Below are 17,808 nucleotides of genomic sequence, written 5' to 3' on the forward strand. Positions count from 1 at the left end.
AGGTGATCGCCATCGCCGGTGTGGCGCGGGAATAGGTGCGGTGGATATCCCGCTCGATGAACACCATATGGACCACGGCACTGTTCGCGGCCACTCAGCGACCGACAACCTCGCGCAGGGTGAGGGCGCGGTCGCCAACCTGCAGGGCGTGCTCGGACAGATGCGGGCGTATGCGACGGAGATTCAGCAGATCAAGCGGGAGAATCCGGCGGATGACATGGGTGCTGAACGGTTGTGTCGAGCGCGGTGAGATCACCCAGTCGGAGTTCCTGAACTGGATGACGTTGATGATGGGTGCCGGTTACGAGACGACGCATACCGCGATCGGGCAGTCGATGTGCATGTATCTGACCGATCCTGAGGTCCAGGCGGCTACCGATCGTGCGGTGGACGAGGGTGTGGTCGATCGGGCCGTGGACGAGTTCGTCCGGATGATCAGCCCGCCGATGCAGATGGCACGGACCGCCGTCCGGGATGTCGAGTTCCACGGTCAGCAGTTGCGTGAGGGCGATGTGCTGGTGATGTATTACGTTGCGGCCAATCGGGATCCGGCGGTGTTCGCCGAGCCGGACCGTTTCGACCCGTGGCGCACCGAGACCGAGACGCTGGCCTTCGGTAGTGGTGTGCATCGGTGCATCGGGTCCAACCTGGCCAAGCTCGAGGTGCGGATCCTGTGGGAGGAACTGCGGGCCTCCGGACTCCGGTTGCGGCTCAACGGTGCCCCGAAGCGTGGCTGGTCCAACTTCATCAACCAACTCAACGAACTCCCGGTCACGCGCGCCTAACCGGCCCCGGAACCGATCGTTGTTGCGCTGCCGGTCGTCCCATCCACGAACGGCAGTCAGGAGTCATCATGAGTCCTGATGGACAGCGGGCCGGTCGTGCGAATCGGGTCTGGACGGCCGGGACCGTATCCACGCGGCGGTCGCCGCTGAGGCCGACACGGTCGTCCGGATTGCTGAAGCGATCTGGGCTCTCGCAGAAGCCGACTTCGAGAACATGAGAGTCCAGCGCTGTTGCAGCAGCGGTTGCGGGGCCGGCGGATTCGAGGTGCACAGGGGTGCGGCAGGAATGGCGACCGCGTTCGTCGCGACGTATCGCAACGGGCCGAGGCCTGTCATCGGCCTCGCCGCGGAATTCGATGCGCTGAAGGGCGTTTCGCAACTGGCCGAGGAGTCGATTCCAGCTTCCGCTACATCCGCGAGACCGATTTCGAGGTGGCGCGGTCGATTCGGGAACCCGTCCAGAACGTCGCGCTCGGAGCGGCGCAGACCAGCGGGGCGATCAGGAACGCGGCTCGAGCGCGGCCATGGCGCTGTCGAGCAGATCGGCGAAGCGGCGCCGCTGATTCGGCTGAGCCCAGGCGGCTTTCGCGGCGATCAGGCAGCTCAGGGCCGCACCGACCACGGCCTCCGGCTCCGGATCGAGCGGGTCCGCACGTCCGCTACGGAGGCGGACCGCCTCGGTGAGTTGCCGCTGGATCCGCGAGATCCGTTCCAGCTCGCCGGCGGTCAGCGCCGGATTGTCGCGGATCGTGCGCTCCATCGCGAGGGCCCCGGACCGCTTCGTCTCGTCGTCGTAGTAGCCGGCCACGAGATCGAAGGAACGCCGAAGCGCCTGCCACAGCGGCTCTTCCGGCGGTCGCGCGGTGAACGCTTCGGTCAGCCGGTCGCCGAGGACCTCGTACTTGGCCAGTACGAGGTCCTCTTTGGAGGTGAAGTACCGGAAGAACGTCCGACGGTGCATCCCGGCCGCCGCGGCGATGTCGTCGACGGTGGTCCGGTCGTAGCCGTTGGCGGCGAACAACCCCTGCGCGAGCACCGTCACTTCCGCGCGGATGGCGCGGCGCGCGCGCTCGCGAACGGGAACGGAATCGGACGGGGGCATCCCGCAACCCTACCAGTCGGTGGTGCAATTGCCACCGAGTGCCAGTTTCGTCCTATAGTGGCGTGGAAACGTTCGGATGCGAAGGAGTAGGACATGACAAAGGTCTGGTTCATCACCGGCACGTCGAAGGGATTCGGCCGCGAGTTCGCGGAGGCCGCACTGGAGCGGGGCGACAAGGTCGCCGCGACAGCGCGGAATCTCGCGGCCCTGGCCGATCTGGCTCGCCGCTACGAGGATTCGGTATTCCCCCTGACGCTGGACGTCACGGATCGCGCTGCGGTCTTCGAAGCCGTGGCGGCGACGAAGGAGCGGTTCGGCCGGATCGACGTTGTGGTCAACAATGCCGGCTACGGCCTGTTCGGTGCCGTGGAAGAGATCACTGAACAGCAGTTGCGGGATCAGTTGGAGACCAATTTGTTCGGCGTCCTCCACGTCACCCAGGCGGTGCTGCCGATCTTGCGGGAGCAAGGTAGTGGTCACATCGTCCAGATCTCGACGATCGGCGGCGTCGCGGCCTTCCCATACCTGGGTGGCTACCATGCGTCCAAGTGGGCGCTGGAGGGTTTGAGTGAATCGCTCGCACAGGAGGCCGCGGGGTTCGGCGTCAAGGTCACGCTGGTCGAACCGGGCGGTTTCGACACCGACTGGTCCGGCGCCTCGGCCACCTTCGCCGAGCCGAATCCGGCCTACGATGCGATCCGCGCCGCGATGGCGCAGCAACAGGCCGGCACGACCCTGCCGAAGCCGGTCGGTTTCGGCCCGGCGATCCTGGACCTGGTGGACAGCGAAAATCCGCCGCTGCGAGTCTTTTTCGGTGAAATGCCCACCCTCATCGTGCCGCAGATCTACGATCAGCGCCTGCGGACCTGGTCGGAATGGGCTCCGCTGTCCCGGCTGGCGGAGGGGAAGTAAGGGTCCCGCCCTGGTTTGTGCTGCCCAGGGCAGGGCCGGCTTCGGGCTGCGCACTGGTATCCTGAATCCAGGTGTCCGGGCTGGTGAAGGAGTCGTACGTGGTCGAGTCGGCGCGGGAAACGTTCTCTTCGGGCTTGCTTTCCCGGGCTCCGACCCGGTTGGCGGACGAGATCGCCGAGGTTCTCCGTCGGCTCATCCTGCAGGGTGAGTTGCGCCCGGGTCAGCAGCTGTTGCAGATTCAGCTCGCCGAGCGGCTGGGCGTCAGCCGTACTCCGCTGCGGGAGGCCTTTCGGCTGCTCGAACAGGACGGCCTGTTGCGAATCTCCAACGGCAACAAGACCGTCGAGGTCGTCGACGTCGATCCGGAAAAGCTGATCGAGACCTATCAGGTGCGCGAGGTCATCGACGGTCTGGCGGCCCGGCTCGCCGCGCGGCAGGGGCTGTCGGAGGCCGCGTCCCGGCGCCTGGAGCTGTCGATGGACCGCATGGCGGCGGCCGCCGACCGGACCGGCGGCCCCGACTTGGCGGAATACGGCGTGGCACATGCCGATTTCCACCTCTCGGTGGGGGCGGAGTCGGGCAATTCCCGGTTGCACGAATTCGAGTCGCTGGTCCGGGTGTCGACGCAGATACAGCTGACCAGGTATCTGCAGCGCGGCGGTGACGATCGCTCGGACGTAGTGCGCAGGGTGATCGAGGCGGACCGTCGGCAACATCGCGAGATCCTCGTCGCGATCGCCCAGCGCGATTCGGCGGCCGCGGAGCGGGCGGCCGAGCGGCACATCGCGGCGACCGTCGAGCTGTTGCAGATTCTCGTGGACGACGATCGGGCGAAGTCGGAGCGCCGGGCGATCGGCTGACGTCCCGATCAGCCGACGTCGGGAACGCTGTTCATCGGATTCCGGTCCGCCGGACGGGCGGTACGGTCGTCCAGCAGTTGCTGACGCAGGCCCATGGCCAGCCACCGCTCGTAGCGCTGCGAGCTCCAGTGCTGGCGGTGTACGAGCTGGCGATAGGTCGCGGCCCGGGCGAGCGCGGACATGACATCAACCGCCGAGCGCACAGTGACCCACGGCGCCAGCTGATCCGCGATGCCGCTGATCAGCGTCGTCGCCCGATCGTCCAGAGCCAGTTGCAGGGCATTCCACATCTGGGCTACCGCGGGATCGGTGCGGGCGGCCTCATCGATCATGATCGAGAGCTCGCCGCCGGCCTCGTGATGACGGCGCGTCCAATGGGCGAGCAGGTCGAGCCGGCGTACCGCGTCCGATTCGCTCAGGGCCTGGTCCAGCCATTGTTCGAATCCCGCTTCGCGCAACCAGGCCGCACGGACCGCGACCAGGATCTGGCGCTTGTTCCGGAATTCGGCATGGAGGCGGTCGGGTGAGATGCGGGCGTCGCGGGCGATATCGGCGAGCGTGGTCTGGGCGTAACCGTTCGCCAGGAACCTCGACCAGGCTGCGGTAACGACCGCATCGTGCGCCGACTCGGAGCCGGGCTCCTGAGTCGGGACGAGTCGAAGGTTCGCCTGTCGAACCATCTGGCACCTCCGATGCAACATTGCCGGTAGGAGACGACTGTAGTCGCGTTCCGGACGTGCCAGCGGCCCCGGGGAGTCGTGGCGTCTGGCGCGCTTCCCCAATGCTACATCGCGAATTTGGATAGGTGAACGATCATTCGATTTAGCAAAAGACGAGAAGATAGGATTCCTGAATCCAGGATTCCATTCGGTGAACGTGAAGTATCGTTGTCCAACCATTCGTGGATCGCGAGCGAAGGACGAGAAATGCTGTATCCCGCGACGTACGCGGCCGAGACGCCCGATCGGGCCGCGGCCGTGATGGTGGAGAGCGGACAGGTGCTCACGTACGGCGAGTTGGAGGACCGGTCGGTGCGGTTGGCCGCTGCCCTGCGCGCGGCGGGGCTCCGGCGTGGGGATGTCGTGGCCCTGCTCTCCGAGAACAATCTCCACATTTTCGAAGTCTATTGGGCCGCAATGCGTTCCGGCCTCTACCTGACCGCGGTGAATTCCTCGCTCACCCCGCGCGAATGCGCCTACATCGTCAACGACTCGGGTGCGACTGCCATCGTGGCGTCGGGTGCGACACCCGAGATCGCCGGGACGGCGGCGGCCGTCGTCGACACCACTCCAGGAGTCCGGATCCGGCTGGCCTACGACGGCGCCATCGTGGGTCACGACAGTTACGAGGACCGTCTCGCCGCGTCGTCGGCGGTCCCGCCGGAGGACCAGCCGCACGGGGCGACGATGCTCTACTCTTCCGGCACAACAGGTTTCCCGAAGGGGGTGCGACCTGAGCTGCCCCGCTGCCGGGTCGGTGACCCGCACGGCGACTCCATCGTCCGGCTGGCCGGCCGATACCTCGGCGGCCGCGACACCGTCTACCTCTCGCCGGCGCCGCTCTATCATGCCGCCCCGTTGCGCTGGTCGGGGGCGGTCCAGGCACTGGGAGGCACGGTCGCGGTGATGCGGCGCTTCGACGCCGAACGCGCATTGCGCGCGATCGACGAATTACGGGTCACCCATGCGCAATTCGTGCCGACGATGCTGGTGCGGATGTTGCGGCTGCCCGAGGAGATCCGGTTCGCTCACGACCTGTCCTCGCTGCGTTACGCCATCCATGCTGCCGCGCCCTGCCCGGGAGAGGTCAAGCAGCGCATGATCGAGTGGTGGGGGCCCATAGTCTGGGAGTACTACTCCAGCACCGAGGGAAACTGCTTCACGCTGGTGGACAGCCCCACCTGGCTCGAGCATCCGGGCACAGTCGGCCGCCCGGTCCTGGGAGCCGTACATATCTGTGACGACGAAGGAACGGAGCTGCCGGTCGGGCACATCGGCACTGTTTACGGTGACCGTCCGGATTATCGGGTCGTCTACCACAACGATCCCGAAAAGACGGCTGCCGCAAGGCATCCGATCCGACCCGCGTGGACGACCGTCGGTGACGTGGGGTACGTGGACGATGACGGATTCCTCTACCTCACCGACCGCAAGTCGTTCATGATAATTTCCGGTGGGGTGAACATCTATCCGCAGGAAGTCGAGAACGCGCTCGCACTGCACCCCGCGGTCTTCGATGTCGCGGTCATCGGGCTGCCCGACGAAGTCATGGGCGAATCCGTCGCCGCCTTCGTGCAACCGGCGGACGGGGCGCTGCCCGGCCCGCAGTTGGAGGAGGAGATCATCGCCTTCGTCCGCAACCGGCTGGCCCGCTACAAAGCACCCCGCAGCGTCCGTTTCGTCGACAGCCTGCCCAGGACCGAGACGGGCAAATTGCGCAAGTCGCAACTGCGACAGCAGTATTGCTAGAGGAATCAGCGCTGTTCGAGGGGAACTCGCGTCTGCCGGTCGACGGAGCGGATCGCCGATCGTCCACCTCGGCGATTCCCTGGAAATTCGGCAACAGACCGCCTGAGATCAACCACCAACCTATCGACAATGGCGATAGCGGTCATTGATCGTGGATAGAACGCAGTCGTCCCGCCCAGGTACGGCCGAGGCTCGTACACTGGACGGGACGACGGGGTGGGATCTCCGGCCCTGGCGGACGGCTCGAAGTCCCTCGCGGCGCGGCGGTTTCGGGTTCCGCCTGCCCGCTGCTCAGAGGTAGCGGCGTAGCAGCACCACGGCGACACACGCCGGTTTCGTGGAGTTCTCGATCTCGATCGTGATCGTCAGCCGCATCTGGACGCCGCCGGCGACATCGCTCACCTCGTCGACGACCGCGCGGGCGCGCAACCGGCTGCCGACTGGCACCGGCGCCGGGAAACGGACCTTCTCGCACCCGTAGTTCACGCCCATGGTGAACCCTTGGATGGTCATGAGCCGCGCCATGAGCCGCGGGATCAGCGACAGCGTCAAATAGCCGTGGGCGATGGGCCCGCCGTAGGCGCTCTCTCGGGTGGCCCGTTCGACGTCGACATGGATCCACTGGTGGTCGCCGGTGGCGTCGGCGAACTTGTTCACCTGCTCCTGGGTGATCGTCTCCCAATCGGTGGGGCCGACGGGCACGCCGACCAGGGCGTGCAGGCCCTCGACGCCGGAGACGATCATCGGGCGTGTATTCGTCTCGGCCGCTTCGGGTTTCGTGGCGACGGGATCGGTCATGCCTTCGGGCCGCCGGCCACGTAGATCACCTGTCCGGAGACGAATCCGGCGCCCTCGCTGACGAGGAAGGACACCGTGTGCGCGATGTCCTGCGGCTGACCCGCGCGGGCGACCGGGATCGCCTTCGCGCGCGCGGCCAGATAGGTCTCCCAGTCCTCGCCGATCCGCTCGGCGGTCGCGCGGGTCATGTCGCTGACGATGAAGCCCGGCGCGACGGAGTTCACGGTCACGCCGTAGCGACCCAGCTCGATGGCGACGGTCTTGGTGAAGCCCTGCAGACCGGCCTTGGCAGTGGAGTAGTTGGCCTGGCCGCGGTTGCCGAGCGCGGAGGTGCTCGAAATGTTCACGATGCGGCCGTATTTCGCCGCGACCATGTGCTGCTGGACTTCCTTGGTCATCAGGAAGGAGCCGCGCAGGTGCACGTTCAGGACCATGTCCCACTCGTCCGCGGACATCTTGAACAGCAGGTTGTCACGGGTGATGCCCGCGTTGTTGACCAGGGTGGTCGGGGCGCCCAACTCGTCGGCGATCCGGGCGACCGCCGCGGCGACCTGGTCCGGGTTCGAGACGTCGGCGCCGACGGCGAGCGCGCGGCCGCCGGCGGCTTCGATGGTCTCGACGGTGGTCTTCGCCGATTCCTCGGTCAGGTCCAGGACGGCGACGGCGAATCCGTCGGCGGCCAGACGCTCGGCGGTCGCGGCGCCGATGCCCCGTGCAGCGCCCGTCACAATGGCGACACGTGCGGAGGTGGTCATTTCTGGTACTCCTTGTTGTGTGAAAGGGAAAGTCGGTCAGGCTTTTTCGAAAATCGCGGCCAGGCCCTGCCCACCGCCGATGCACATCGTCTCCAGGCCGTAGCGCGCGTCGCGGCGGGCCATCTCCCGGGTGAGAGTGGCGAGAATGCGGCCACCGGTGGCGCCGACCGGATGCCCCAGCGAGATGCCGGAACCGTTGACGTTGAGCCGGTCGAAGTCCGTCGGTGTGAAACCCCACTCGCGGGTGCAGGCGAGGACCTGCGCCGCGAACGCTTCGTTCAGTTCGATGAGGTCGATGTCCTTCAGCGCCAGCCCGGCCCGGCCGAGCGCGCCGGTGACGGCGGGTACCGGGCCGATGCCCATGGTCTCCGGTGGCACGCCGCCGGTCGCCCACGACACCAGCCGGGCGATCGGCCGCAGCCCGAGCTCGCCGGCCTTGTCGGGGTGGGTGACCACGCAGATCGCGGCACCGTCGTTCTGCCCACTGGCGTTGCCAGCGGTCACGGTGGCCTCCGGATCCGCGCCGAGCAGCACCGGCCGCAGCTTCGCCAGTTTCTCCGGCGACGAATCGGGACGGATGTGCTCGTCGCGGTTGACGACGACGTCACCCTTGCGGCCGGGGACGGTTACTGGCACGATCTCGTCGTCGAACAGTCCGGCCGCGGCCGCGGCGGCGGCCCGCTGATGGCTGTGCAGGGCGAGTTCGTCCTGCTCCTGCCGGGAGATGCCGTATTCGCGGCGCAGATTCTCGGCCGTCTCCAGCATGCCGCCGGGGACCGGATGATTGACGCCGCCCGCCGTCACCCGGCCGCGGGCCAGCGCATCGTCGAACGCGGCGGCCTGGCCCCGGACACCCCAGCGCACCGAGGTGGAGTAGAAGGGCGCGTTGCTCATGGACTCGGCGCCACCGGCCAGGACGACCTCCGACGTACCGAGCTGTACCTGCATCGCCGCGTAGAGCACGGCCTGCAGACCCGATCCGCAGCGGCGATCGATCTGCAGGCCGGTCACAGTCACCGGCAGGCCCGCGTCCAACGCCGCGACCCGCCCGATCGCCGGCGCATCCATGCTCGGATAGCAGTTCCCGAGCAAGACGTCGTCGATCGTTTCCGGTGGGATGCCCGTCCGGTCCAGCAGCGCGCGAATCACGGTCGCCGCCAAGGTATGTGCCGGTACATCGCGCAGCGCTCCGCCGAAGCCGCCGACGGGTGTCCGCAGCGGCTCGCAGATGACGGCCTCTCGCACTGAATTCCTCCTGATCGAACGGTCGCGACCTCAGCCGCGAGTCTGGTATTCGCGCAGCAGCCCGCGGCTGATGATCGTCTTCTGGATCTCGCTGGTGCCCTCGCCGATCAGGAGAAACGGAGCCTCCCGCATAAGGCGCTCGATCTCCGCTTCCTTCGAGTAGCCGAAGCCACCGTGGATGCGGAACGACTCCTGGGTGACCTCCGCGCAGTATTCGGACGCGAGCAGTTTGGCCATGCCCGCCGCCACATCGTTGCGCTCGCCGGAATCCTTGAGCCGGGCGGCGTTGACCATCAGCAGGTGGGCCGCTTCGACCTTGGTGGCCATATCGGCCAGCTTGAAGGCGATCGCCTGGTGCTCGGCGATGGGCTTGCCGAAGGTCCGGCGCCGCTGGGAGTAGTCGGCGGCGAGTTCGAAGGCCCGGATCGCGATGCCGCAGGCGCGGGCCGCGACGTTGACCCGGCCCACCTCGATGCCGTCCATCATGTGCCCGAAGCCGCGTCCGGGCGTGCCGCCGAGAATGGCGTCCGATGAGGTGCGGAAGCCGTCGAACACCGCCTCGGTGGTGTCCACGCCCTTATACCCCATCTTGTCGATTTTGCGCGGAATGGTCAGTCCGGGAAGAACTTCCCCGAAACCGGTGGGCTTCTCCACCAGGAAGGTCGTGAGGTTCTCGTGCGCCTTCGCCGCGCCGAGATCGGTCTTGACCAGCACCGCGGTCAGATTCGAGGTCGCGCCGTTGGTCAGCCACATCTTGGCGCCGTCGATCACGTACTCGCTGCCGTCGGCCCGCGCGCGGGTCTTGATGGCGGCGACATCGGAACCGAGATCCGGCTCCGACATCGAGAACGAGCCACGGATCTCGCCGGTCGCCATCTTCGGCAGGTAGTACCGCTTCTGCTCCGGCGTGCCGTGGCGCTTGATCATGTGCGCGACGATGAAGTGGGTGTTGATCACACCGGAGACGCTCATCCAGCCGCGCGCGATCTGTTCGACGACCAGGGCGTAGGTCAGCAGCGATTCGCCGAGACCCCCATACTCGTCCGGGATGGTCAGGCCGAACAGGCCCATCTCCTTCATGGCCTCGACGATGGCCGTGGGGTAGGTGTCCGAATGCTCCAGCTCCTGAGCGTTCGGAATGATCTCCTTGTCCACGTAGGCGCGGACGGTGGCGAGGATCTCCGATTGGATCTCGGTCAATCCGTGCGTCTCAGCGAGGCGAGCCATGGGTACTCCGTTCGAGAGCGTTGTCGGTTCGGTGGTGTCCAGGCACGCTCACACGCCTCGCCAGACGGGTGCCCGCTTCTCGGCGAAGGCCACTGCGCCTTCCCGGGCGTCGGCGGATTTCATGACCGGACCGGCGATGGCGCGCTGCGTTTCGAAGGCTGCGAGGTCGGTCCACGCGGCGGCCTCGCTGACGATCCGCTTGGTCGCGCGGACCGCCAGCGGCCCGTTCGCGGCGATCGTCGCGGCGAGTTCGCGTGCGGTCTTCAGTGCCGCGCCTTCGTCGGTCAGCACGGAGACCAGGCCGAAGCGCTCGGCCTCGACAGCGTCGAGGGGATCGCCGGTGAGCGCGAGCCGCATCGCCACCGGATACGGCAGAGCCTTGGGCAGCCGCAGCAACCCGCCGGCCGCGGCGACCAGGCCGCGCTTGACCTCGGGCAGTCCGAACCGCGCGGTCCGGGCCGCAACGATGATGTCCGCGCTGAGCGCGAGCTCGCAACCACCGGCCAGGGCCCAGCCCTCGATCGCGGTGATCAGAGGTTTCGTCGGCGGTGATTCGGTCAGCCCGCCGAAGCCGCGGCCAGGGATGCTCGGCGACTCACCGCGCGCGAAGGCCTTGAGATCCATTCCCGCGCAGAACACCCCGCCGGCGCCGGTGAGAATGCCGACCGAGAGGTCGTCCCGCTGCTCCAGGGTGTCCACCGCGTCCGCGATCGCCGCGGCGACCTCTGCGGTGACGGCGTTGCGCGCGTGCGGCCGGTTGATCGTGATCACCGCGACGCCCTCGGCGTACTCGGTGATCACGTCCGCGTCGATATCCGCGCGAATGTTCATGTGAATCCTCAGCTTTCGGGACGGCCCGGTCATACGGCACCCCCCGGCGCCGGTCGGGAACCGGCGGTCGGGGGGTGCGCGGTGATCACATGCGGAACAGGGCCCGCGCGTTGGTCTCGGCGATCTTGTGGGCCTCGTCCTCGGGCACGTCGGAGAGCATCTTCTCCAGCTTGACCCGACTGTTGGGCCACAGCGAGTCGGCGTGCGGGTAGTCCGACTCCCACAGGATGTTCTCGACCCCGATCTCGTGCCGCAGATCGATACCCACCTGGTCGTCGATGAAGCAGCCGAAGACGTGCTTGCGGAACAGGTCCGAGGGCCGCACGTCGGCGTTGATCGTCGGCTGGATCTTGAAGTGCCGGTAGTCGACCCAGACTTGGTCGATGCGCTGCAATGCGTAAGGGAGCCAGCCGATCTGGCCTTCCGAGTAGCACACCTTCAGGCCCGGGTGGTTGTGCAGCACCGGCGACAGCAGCAGTTCGGTCATCGATCCGAACAGGGTCGCGCCCATGACCGTGGTCTGCACCGCGAGGGGAGCGTCCTTCGAGATCGGCGGCACCAGACCGGATCCGCCGAAATGCATGGACAGTGGCATCTGCGCTTCGGCTGCTCGCGCGAACACCGGATCCCAGTCGCCGCTCTGGAACGACGACTCACCCAGGATCGCGGGGTTGTCGGGAAATGCGATGGAGCGGAACCCTTTCGGGGCACACCGATCGATCTCCGCCGCCGACAGTTCGACGTCCCACAGCGGCAGGATCATCAGCGGGATGTAGCGATCCGGCGCTGCGGCACACCACTCCTCGATGACGTAGTCGTTGTAGGCCTGCACGCACAGCAGCGCGAGTTCCTTGTCCTTGGCCCGGTAGAACCGGCCGCCGGCGAAGCCGGAGTAGTTCGGGAAGCACAGCTGTGCCCACACGCCGTCGGTGTCCATGTCGGCGAGCCGCGCCGCGGAATCCCAACAGCCCCGGCGCATGTCGGAGAACCGGCCCGGATCCAGGCCGCGTTCCTTCAGATCCGTGCCGACCACCGCGGACAGCCCGGTCATGCCGTTGACGATGCCTTCGAAGCACCACTGCTCGCCGCCCTCGACCTCGACGACGTGCGGGGCCATCTCGTGCCACTTCTGGGGCAGCCGGTCCAGCCATAGCCGCGGGTGCTCGACCAGGTGATCGTCGACGGAGATGGGTTTCGTGTTGGGGCTCAGTGGCATAGCGTTTTCCTCCTCTTCCGGATCAGGAGTGCCGCGCGAACTCGCGCAGGACCTTGCCGGGCAGCGGGCCTTCGGGATCGAGGACATCGCCCTTCGCGTCCCGCAGGATGGTGCCGTTGACGATGACGTAGTCGATGCCCTCGGAGTCGCTGCGCAGCCGGCGCGCACCCGCGGGCAGGTCGTGGACCTGATGCATCCGGCCGGAGCGCACGGTGTCGGGGTCGAAGACCACGATGTCGGCGGCCAGGCCCTCGGTCAGCGAGCCGCGGTCGACGATGCCGTAGCACTCCGCCTCGTCGGTGGTCATCTTCTTGATGGCCTCCTCGAGTGCGAAGCCGCGGTCGCGGACCCAGTGCGACAGGAAGTAGGTGGGGTAGCGGTAGTCGCAGATCTCACCGTTGTGCGCCCCGGAATCGGCCAGGCCGATCCGCAGATTCGGGTGCTCGAGCAGTCTCAGGTGGCCCTCGGGCACTCGGTTGCCGGACAGCGCCAGCAGCGCGAACTCGAGCTCGGTGGCGATCGACTGGTCCCAGACGAATTCACCGGGGGGAAGGCCTAATTCGGCGGCGACGTCGAGGACCCGGCGGCCCTCCCACTCGGAGTGGCCAGGCGCGTTGCCGACCAGCAGCCACGGCCAGTAGTTGGCCTTCCAGTCCTCGCGCTCGGTGTGCGCGATGAACGCCTCACGGAAGCCCGGCTTCCGGTACGCGACCAGCCGCTCCTCCGGAGTTTCCAGATCGCTGATCGGGTCGAACAGCTCGTGCATCGGCTTGCAGTTCATGACGCCGGCCGGCTGGTCCAGGACGAACATGAACGGCCGGGCCAGGCCGACCTCGAAGGTGTTGGGCAGCGCGGAAACCTGCGGGTACCACTTGAAGCCGCGGGCCCAAGCCTCCTCGACCGCCGCGATGCGGGCATCCTCCTGGCCGCCGCGGGACGCGATGCCCGGGTCGGTGATCGGCACGTTGGCGTGCTCCAGGATGTGCAGCACGTTGTCCGGGGTGACCTCGGGTCCCCACGTGAGCTGGTAGGAGCCGTGCCCGCGCTTCTCGATCAGCTTGCCGAAGGAGATGAGCTCCTCCATGCTGGTCACCCGGCTCGGGACCGGCTTGCCACCGTGGCCGGTGTGGGCCGGGCTGTTGGAGGTGGAGAAACCGGCGGCGCCGGCGTCGAACGCCTCCTCGACGATGCGGTGCATCTCGGCCAGCTCCTCGTGGGTGGGCTGGCGGTCGGCGGCCTCTTCACCCATGACCCACACCCGCACACCGGTGTGACCGATCATGGTGGCGACGTTGATCGCCACACCACGTTGGTCGAGCAGGTCCAGGTACTCCGGGTAGGTCTCGTAACCCCAGTCGTCGCCGAGCCCGGCCATGGTCGAGCGGAACGACATGCCCTCGACATCCTGCAGCGTCCGGAGCATGAACTCCCGGTCCTTGGTGCGACAGGGCGCGATGCCGAATCCGCAGTTGCCCATGACCACCGTCGTCACGCCGTGATTGGGCGAGAACGTCAGCATCCGATCCCACAGGATCTGCACGTCGTAGTGCGTGTGGATGTCGATGAATCCGGGGCAGACGATCTTGCCGGTGGCGTCGATCTCCTGCTCGGCCGGCTCCGGAGCCGTGCCGACGGCAACGATCTTGCCGTCCTTGACGCCGATGTCGCCGGTGAAGCGCGGCCGACCGGTTCCATCAACGATTGTGCCGCCACGAATCTTCAGATCGTACGCCATCGGACCTCCTCGAACTATCATTATGCGAACGGCAGTTTGCTATATCGAATAGAATGGTCACTCGTCTACGGGCTGTCAAGCTCTTGCTGGTAGTCGGCCTCTATAAGGCTGCCGCAGTGTTGACGGTCACGTTCGCCGCTGTTATGTTATGGCGAACAAGCAATCATATTTGCAAACAATGACGGTGGGGTGCTGCTTCCCGGATCGCCGTGCGACAGGCCCGTCCTCCTTCGCGGTGCCCCGCACGTCGAGCTCGGAGTTGACGCAATGCACACCGAAGTGCCCGTTTCGCGGTCGCGGATCGCCACCGACCCGCCTGGTGCGGACGGCCTGGTTTTCGATCACGTCTCCCACTGGTTCGTCTCCGACAAGGAGGCCAGGCTCGTGGTCGAGGATCTGACCTTCCGGGTACCCGAGCGGCAGTTCGTCGCGATCGTCGGCGGCAGCGGATGCGGGAAGACGACCGCGCTCAACATGGTCGCCGGGCTGATCCGGCCGAGCGAGGGCAGCGTCGAGGTGCGCATCGGCGGTGAGCCGCTGGGTCTGCCGTCGAACCGACTCGGCTACATGTGGGCCCGGGACACCCTGCTGCCGTGGCGCACGCTCCGGCGCAACGTCGAGTTCGGGGTGGAGGTCCGCGGCGTGCCGAAGTCGCAGCGGCGGGACCGCGCGCAGCGCTACATCGATCTGGTCGGCCTGGCCGGCAGCGAGAACAAATTCCCGCGGCAGTTGTCGCACGGCATGCGCCAGCGCGGCAACCTCGCGCGCCTGCTGTGCACCGAGCCGGGCTTCCTGCTCATGGACGAGCCGTTCTCGGCACTCGATGCTCAGACGAAAGCCGTTCTGCAGCAAGAGTTCTGCACCATCTGGGAAGAACAGCCGCGGACCGTCGTCTACGTCACCCACGATCTGACCGAGGCCGCGCTGCTGGCCGACCGGGTGCTGGTGATGGGCCAGGGCTACCTCGCCCACGACATCGAGATCCCGTTCGAGCGGCCGCGTCGGCTGGATGAACTGCGGTTCAGCACCGAGTTCGCCGACCTCAACCGCGAGCTGTACGACCGGCTGCTGGACGCTCAGCAAGGAGGACGCGCGTGACCGACACGATCAAGGTGACAGCGACCTTCGGGCCGTCGTCGACCCATGAACAGCGCATGCACGCCGCCGTGCGATCGGCACGTCGCAGCAAGCGCAACCATACGGTCGCCGTCCGGGTGGCCCAGCTCGCGCTCGTCGTGATCCTGCTCGGATTGTGGGAGTTGTTGTCCCGCGCAGGAGTTCTACCGAATGCGGATCTCTTCTACGGTCGGCCCAGCGGTGTGGCGAACTTCCTGTGGACGCAGCGGGACCACCTCGCGGGCAACGCGGTATCCACGATCTACGCCGCGGCCCTGGGGTTCGTCGCCGGCGCCGGCAGCGGCATCCTGGTCGGGCTGCTTTTCGGTCGATACGAATTCCTCGAGCGGACCTTCGACCCGGTGATGAACGTGCTGGCGAGCCTGCCGCGTATCGCGCTCGCGCCGCTGTTCCTGCTGTGGTTCGGCATCACCGATCTGGCCAAAGTCGTGCTCGCGGTCTCGATCGTCTTCTTCGTCGTCCTGTTCAATACGCTCGCCGGCGTCCGGAGCGTCGACTCGGAGCTGCGGACGGTCGCGACCCTACTGGGCGCGAACTCGCGGCAGGTCTTCGTCAAAGTGGTACTGCCGGGGGCGGTTCCGGTGTTGTTCGCCGGTCTGCGGCTGGCCCTGATGTTCTCGATCCTCGGTGTCGTTGGCAGCGAGATGATCGCGGCCCGGCGCGGACTGGGGCTCGACGTGGTCGTCTACAGCCAGTTACTGAAGCCGGACGGCCTGTTCGCCGTGCTCGCGATCCTGGCCGTCGTCTCGGCGTTGTTCTCGGCAGTGCTGCGCCTGATCGAGAGCAGGCTGCTGCGCTGGATGCCCGACCGGTCGTGAGGCCGCGGATTCCCGTCATGACGTCATTTCGCCATCTCAGAAGGCATCGTTCGATGAGCCCCGTCCCAGCGCACAGCCACCGGATCGGCCGGTTGCTGGCCGTCGTCGTCGCGCTCGGCCTCGCCGTGTCCGGCTGCGCCACCTTCGGAAATCGTGACGGCGGCGCTGTCACCGTGTCCGCCACCGCCGGCTCGATTCCAGGCTTGCCACCGATCGTGGCCAAGGAGACCGGGATCTTCGCCCGGTACGGCATCAACGCCACCCTCATCACCTCGCTGCGCGGCGGAGCCGCAGTCATCTCTGCTCTGAGCAGCGGTTCCGTCGACGTGGCCGCGCAGACCGTCTCGGGCTCGGCCCAGGCGAAGCAGCAGGGCGCCTCCCTTCCGATGATCTCGGCGCAGAGCGCGGGCGTGCCGTACCTGCTGGTCGTCGGCGGTAAGCGAGCCGGCACACCGAAGGCATCGCCTGGCGCCGACAACTGGCAGGCCACGATCCGCGCGCTGAAGGGCGCCACCGTCGCCGCCTCCGGGCCGGGCACCGCGTTCGACGTGATCCTCAAGGCGCTGTTCACCGACGCCGGGCTCGCCCCGACCGATTTCGCCAACGTCAACGTCGCACACGGCGGCGGGGAGATCGCGGCGCTGCAGAGCGGTCAGGTCGACGCCGTCTTCGCCGACATCGGCACCGCGCTGTCCCTCCAGGCGAAGGCAGGCGGGCACGAGGTATTCGACATGACCGCCGACGGACCGCAGTGGCTGACCGAACAGGCCTGGTCCGGCAATCTCTCCTCGCAGCGCTACCTCGATTCCCACCCGGACTTCGCGGTCCGCTGGGAGGCCGCGATGGACGAGACCCGCCGCTACTTCCAGGACCCCGCCAATCTGCCCGAGCTGCACCGGATCGCGGTCCAGGTGTCGGGGATCCCTGACGATTCGCAGCTGGACGCCGCACTGACCAGATTCGCCGCGCTGCTACGCGCGCGATTCACGCCGGCACAGGTCCAGGCCACGATCGACTACATGACCAGGACCGGCCAGCTCGATGCCAAGACGAAGCTGGTCCCGGCCGATCTCGTGCTGCCCAACGTGTTGACCATCGACAAGTAGGAGACCGATGAACAGGCTCAGCGGTGAGATCGCCCTGGTGACGGGCAGCAGCGGCGGAGGGCTGGGCGCCGAGATCGCCAGGTTGTTCGCGCGGGAGGGCGCGGCGGTGGCGGTGACCGGCCGGTCCGCCGAACGCGGTGGCAAGCTGGCCGAAGAACTTCGAAACGAAGGCCACACAGCGGTTTTCGTGCCCGCCGATCTCACCGTCCGGCAGGACTGCTCCCGGCTCGTCACCACCTGCGTGAACGAGCTGGGCGGGCTGTCGATTCTGGTCAACTGCGCGGTGTCGCTGCGCACCGGCGCCGACGGCCCGGTCGGCACAGTCGGCGAGGACATCTGGGACGAGATGTTCCGGATCAACGCCACCGCGGCGATGTGGTTGTGCCAGGAGGCCGTCGCGCACATGACGCAGGCCGGCCAGGGATCGATCGTGAACGTGACCTCCCGGACCGCCTTGCGCGGCACACCCGACCTGGCCGCCTATTCGGCCAGCAAGGCGGCCCTGGAGGGGCTGACCCGTTCCGTCGCGATGGACTATTCACGCGCCGGAGTCCGCTGCAATGCCGTGGCGCCCGGGTTCATCACCGGCAAGGAGCGGGTCGGCGACCTGGATCCGGTTGTCCGAGAACGGTTTCAGGCCATGCATCTGACACGGATGCCGACGACGCTGGACGTCGCCAACGCCGTTCTGTTCCTGGCGTCGGACGAAGCCGGTGCGATCACCGGCGTGACCCTGCCGGTGGACGGCGGTGGTAGTGCGGTGCGTGGACTGACGTTGGGCTGAAGCTGCTCCGGCCAAGCGGTGATCGGGGC

General features: G+C 67.2%; 18 protein-coding genes. 9 read left to right on the forward strand and 9 right to left on the reverse strand.

The genetic code is table 11. From position 1 onward, the window contains the following. Nucleotides 1-40 precede the first annotated feature (40 nt). Nucleotides 41-250 (forward strand): hypothetical protein, encoded by a 210-nt coding sequence (locus ACFYOW_RS42000; RefSeq protein ID WP_387296397.1) that lies wholly within the window; start codon nt 41-43, stop codon nt 248-250. Next, entirely contained in the window at nt 213-785 is a 573-nt protein-coding gene (locus tag ACFYOW_RS42005; RefSeq protein WP_387296399.1) for a cytochrome P450, read from the forward strand. Before ACFYOW_RS42000 ends, ACFYOW_RS42005 begins: the two co-directional genes overlap by 38 nt. 499 nt (nt 786-1,284) lie before the next feature. On the opposite strand, the gene ACFYOW_RS42010 is transcribed toward ACFYOW_RS42005, so the two are convergent. Then, nucleotides 1,285-1,887 (reverse strand): TetR family transcriptional regulator, encoded by a 603-nt coding sequence (locus tag ACFYOW_RS42010; protein WP_387296401.1) that lies wholly within the window; start codon nt 1,885-1,887, stop codon nt 1,285-1,287. A 93-nt stretch (nt 1,888-1,980) separates the two neighbouring features. Between ACFYOW_RS42010 and ACFYOW_RS42015 the strand changes: the two genes are divergently transcribed. Next, the gene (locus ACFYOW_RS42015) at nt 1,981-2,799 is read left to right on the forward strand and encodes an SDR family oxidoreductase (protein WP_387296403.1); all 819 of its coding nucleotides are present in this window, start codon (nt 1,981-1,983) and stop codon (nt 2,797-2,799) included. Between the two features lie 71 nt (nt 2,800-2,870). After that, nucleotides 2,871-3,659 (forward strand): GntR family transcriptional regulator, encoded by a 789-nt coding sequence (locus ACFYOW_RS42020; RefSeq protein ID WP_387296405.1) that lies wholly within the window; start codon nt 2,871-2,873, stop codon nt 3,657-3,659. A gap of 8 nt (nt 3,660-3,667) precedes the next feature. On the opposite strand, the gene ACFYOW_RS42025 is transcribed toward ACFYOW_RS42020, so the two are convergent. Beyond that, nucleotides 3,668-4,339 carry a TetR/AcrR family transcriptional regulator gene (locus ACFYOW_RS42025; RefSeq protein ID WP_387296407.1) on the reverse strand — a complete coding sequence of 224 codons (672 nt, stop codon included), beginning with the start codon at nt 4,337-4,339 and terminating at the stop codon, nt 3,668-3,670. A 249-nt stretch (nt 4,340-4,588) separates the two neighbouring features. On the opposite strand from ACFYOW_RS42025, the gene ACFYOW_RS42030 reads away from it, so the two are divergent. Beyond that, nucleotides 4,589-6,127, forward strand: a complete 1,539-nt coding sequence (locus tag ACFYOW_RS42030; protein WP_387296578.1) for an acyl-CoA synthetase — start codon at nt 4,589-4,591, stop codon at nt 6,125-6,127. 291 nt (nt 6,128-6,418) lie between these two features. Here ACFYOW_RS42030 and ACFYOW_RS42035 read toward each other — a convergent pair whose 3' ends face one another. The 7 genes from ACFYOW_RS42035 to ACFYOW_RS42065 all read right to left on the reverse strand — a co-directional run bounded on the left by ACFYOW_RS42035 (nt 6,419) and on the right by ACFYOW_RS42065 (nt 13,934). After that, on the reverse strand, nt 6,419-6,871 hold the full coding sequence (locus ACFYOW_RS42035; RefSeq protein ID WP_387296580.1) for a MaoC family dehydratase: 453 nt from the start codon (nt 6,869-6,871) through the stop codon (nt 6,419-6,421). Between the two features lie 50 nt (nt 6,872-6,921). After that, nucleotides 6,922-7,680 (reverse strand): 3-oxoacyl-ACP reductase FabG, encoded by a 759-nt coding sequence (gene fabG / locus ACFYOW_RS42040; protein ID WP_387296409.1) that lies wholly within the window; start codon nt 7,678-7,680, stop codon nt 6,922-6,924. Between the two features lie 36 nt (nt 7,681-7,716). Continuing rightward, entirely contained in the window at nt 7,717-8,925 is a 1,209-nt protein-coding gene (locus ACFYOW_RS42045; protein ID WP_387296411.1) for an acetyl-CoA C-acetyltransferase, read from the reverse strand. Nucleotides 8,926-8,955: 30 nt separating this feature from the next. Beyond that, nucleotides 8,956-10,152, reverse strand: a complete 1,197-nt coding sequence (locus ACFYOW_RS42050; protein ID WP_387296413.1) for an acyl-CoA dehydrogenase family protein — start codon at nt 10,150-10,152, stop codon at nt 8,956-8,958. Nucleotides 10,153-10,200: 48 nt separating this feature from the next. Beyond that, nucleotides 10,201-10,983, reverse strand: coding sequence for a crotonase/enoyl-CoA hydratase family protein (locus tag ACFYOW_RS42055; RefSeq protein ID WP_387296415.1), 783 nt, complete (start codon nt 10,981-10,983; stop codon nt 10,201-10,203). A gap of 85 nt (nt 10,984-11,068) precedes the next feature. Further along, entirely contained in the window at nt 11,069-12,199 is a 1,131-nt protein-coding gene (locus ACFYOW_RS42060; RefSeq protein ID WP_387296417.1) for an amidohydrolase family protein, read from the reverse strand. A 22-nt stretch (nt 12,200-12,221) separates the two neighbouring features. Then, the gene (locus tag ACFYOW_RS42065) at nt 12,222-13,934 is read right to left on the reverse strand and encodes an amidohydrolase family protein (RefSeq protein ID WP_387296419.1); all 1,713 of its coding nucleotides are present in this window, start codon (nt 13,932-13,934) and stop codon (nt 12,222-12,224) included. A gap of 267 nt (nt 13,935-14,201) precedes the next feature. On the opposite strand from ACFYOW_RS42065, the gene ACFYOW_RS42070 reads away from it, so the two are divergent. The 4 genes from ACFYOW_RS42070 to ACFYOW_RS42085 are packed head-to-tail and all read left to right on the forward strand — an operon-like array spanning nt 14,202 to nt 17,779. Continuing rightward, nucleotides 14,202-15,032 (forward strand): ABC transporter ATP-binding protein, encoded by an 831-nt coding sequence (locus tag ACFYOW_RS42070; RefSeq protein WP_387296421.1) that lies wholly within the window; start codon nt 14,202-14,204, stop codon nt 15,030-15,032. Further along, nucleotides 15,029-15,889, forward strand: a complete 861-nt coding sequence (locus tag ACFYOW_RS42075) for an ABC transporter permease (RefSeq protein ID WP_387296423.1) — start codon at nt 15,029-15,031, stop codon at nt 15,887-15,889. The genes ACFYOW_RS42070 and ACFYOW_RS42075 overlap by 4 nt, the downstream gene beginning before the upstream one ends. A 53-nt stretch (nt 15,890-15,942) precedes the next feature. Then, nucleotides 15,943-16,995 (forward strand): ABC transporter substrate-binding protein, encoded by a 1,053-nt coding sequence (locus tag ACFYOW_RS42080; protein WP_387296425.1) that lies wholly within the window; start codon nt 15,943-15,945, stop codon nt 16,993-16,995. A gap of 7 nt (nt 16,996-17,002) precedes the next feature. Next, the gene (locus ACFYOW_RS42085; RefSeq protein ID WP_387296427.1) at nt 17,003-17,779 is read left to right on the forward strand and encodes an SDR family NAD(P)-dependent oxidoreductase; all 777 of its coding nucleotides are present in this window, start codon (nt 17,003-17,005) and stop codon (nt 17,777-17,779) included. Nucleotides 17,780-17,808 lie beyond the last annotated feature (29 nt).

Origin of the sequence: Nocardia sp. NPDC006982, from assembly GCF_042869435.1 — a bacterium.
GTDB lineage: Bacteria > Actinomycetota > Actinomycetes > Mycobacteriales > Mycobacteriaceae > Nocardia.

Bases quoted from the DNA above. Each gene is read 5' to 3' on its own strand.
- ACFYOW_RS42070 (WP_387296421.1), top strand. From the start codon at position 14,202: ATGCACACCGAAGTGCCCGTTTCGCGGTCGCGGATCGCCACCGACCCG.
- ACFYOW_RS42015 (WP_387296403.1), top strand. From the start codon at position 1,981: ATGACAAAGGTCTGGTTCATCACCGGCACGTCGAAGGGATTCGGCCGC.
- ACFYOW_RS42025 (WP_387296407.1), bottom strand. From the start codon at position 4,339: ATGGTTCGACAGGCGAACCTTCGACTCGTCCCGACTCAGGAGCCCGGC.
- ACFYOW_RS42085 (WP_387296427.1), top strand. From the start codon at position 17,003: ATGAACAGGCTCAGCGGTGAGATCGCCCTGGTGACGGGCAGCAGCGGC.
- ACFYOW_RS42005 (WP_387296399.1), top strand. From the start codon at position 213: ATGACATGGGTGCTGAACGGTTGTGTCGAGCGCGGTGAGATCACCCAG.
- ACFYOW_RS42010 (WP_387296401.1), bottom strand. From the start codon at position 1,887: ATGCCCCCGTCCGATTCCGTTCCCGTTCGCGAGCGCGCGCGCCGCGCC.
- ACFYOW_RS42065 (WP_387296419.1), bottom strand. From the start codon at position 13,934: ATGGCGTACGATCTGAAGATTCGTGGCGGCACAATCGTTGATGGAACC.
- ACFYOW_RS42080 (WP_387296425.1), top strand. From the start codon at position 15,943: ATGAGCCCCGTCCCAGCGCACAGCCACCGGATCGGCCGGTTGCTGGCC.
- ACFYOW_RS42035 (WP_387296580.1), bottom strand. From the start codon at position 6,871: ATGATCGTCTCCGGCGTCGAGGGCCTGCACGCCCTGGTCGGCGTGCCC.
- fabG (WP_387296409.1), bottom strand. From the start codon at position 7,680: ATGACCACCTCCGCACGTGTCGCCATTGTGACGGGCGCTGCACGGGGC.
- ACFYOW_RS42060 (WP_387296417.1), bottom strand. From the start codon at position 12,199: ATGCCACTGAGCCCCAACACGAAACCCATCTCCGTCGACGATCACCTG.
- ACFYOW_RS42050 (WP_387296413.1), bottom strand. From the start codon at position 10,152: ATGGCTCGCCTCGCTGAGACGCACGGATTGACCGAGATCCAATCGGAG.
- ACFYOW_RS42055 (WP_387296415.1), bottom strand. From the start codon at position 10,983: ATGAACATTCGCGCGGATATCGACGCGGACGTGATCACCGAGTACGCC.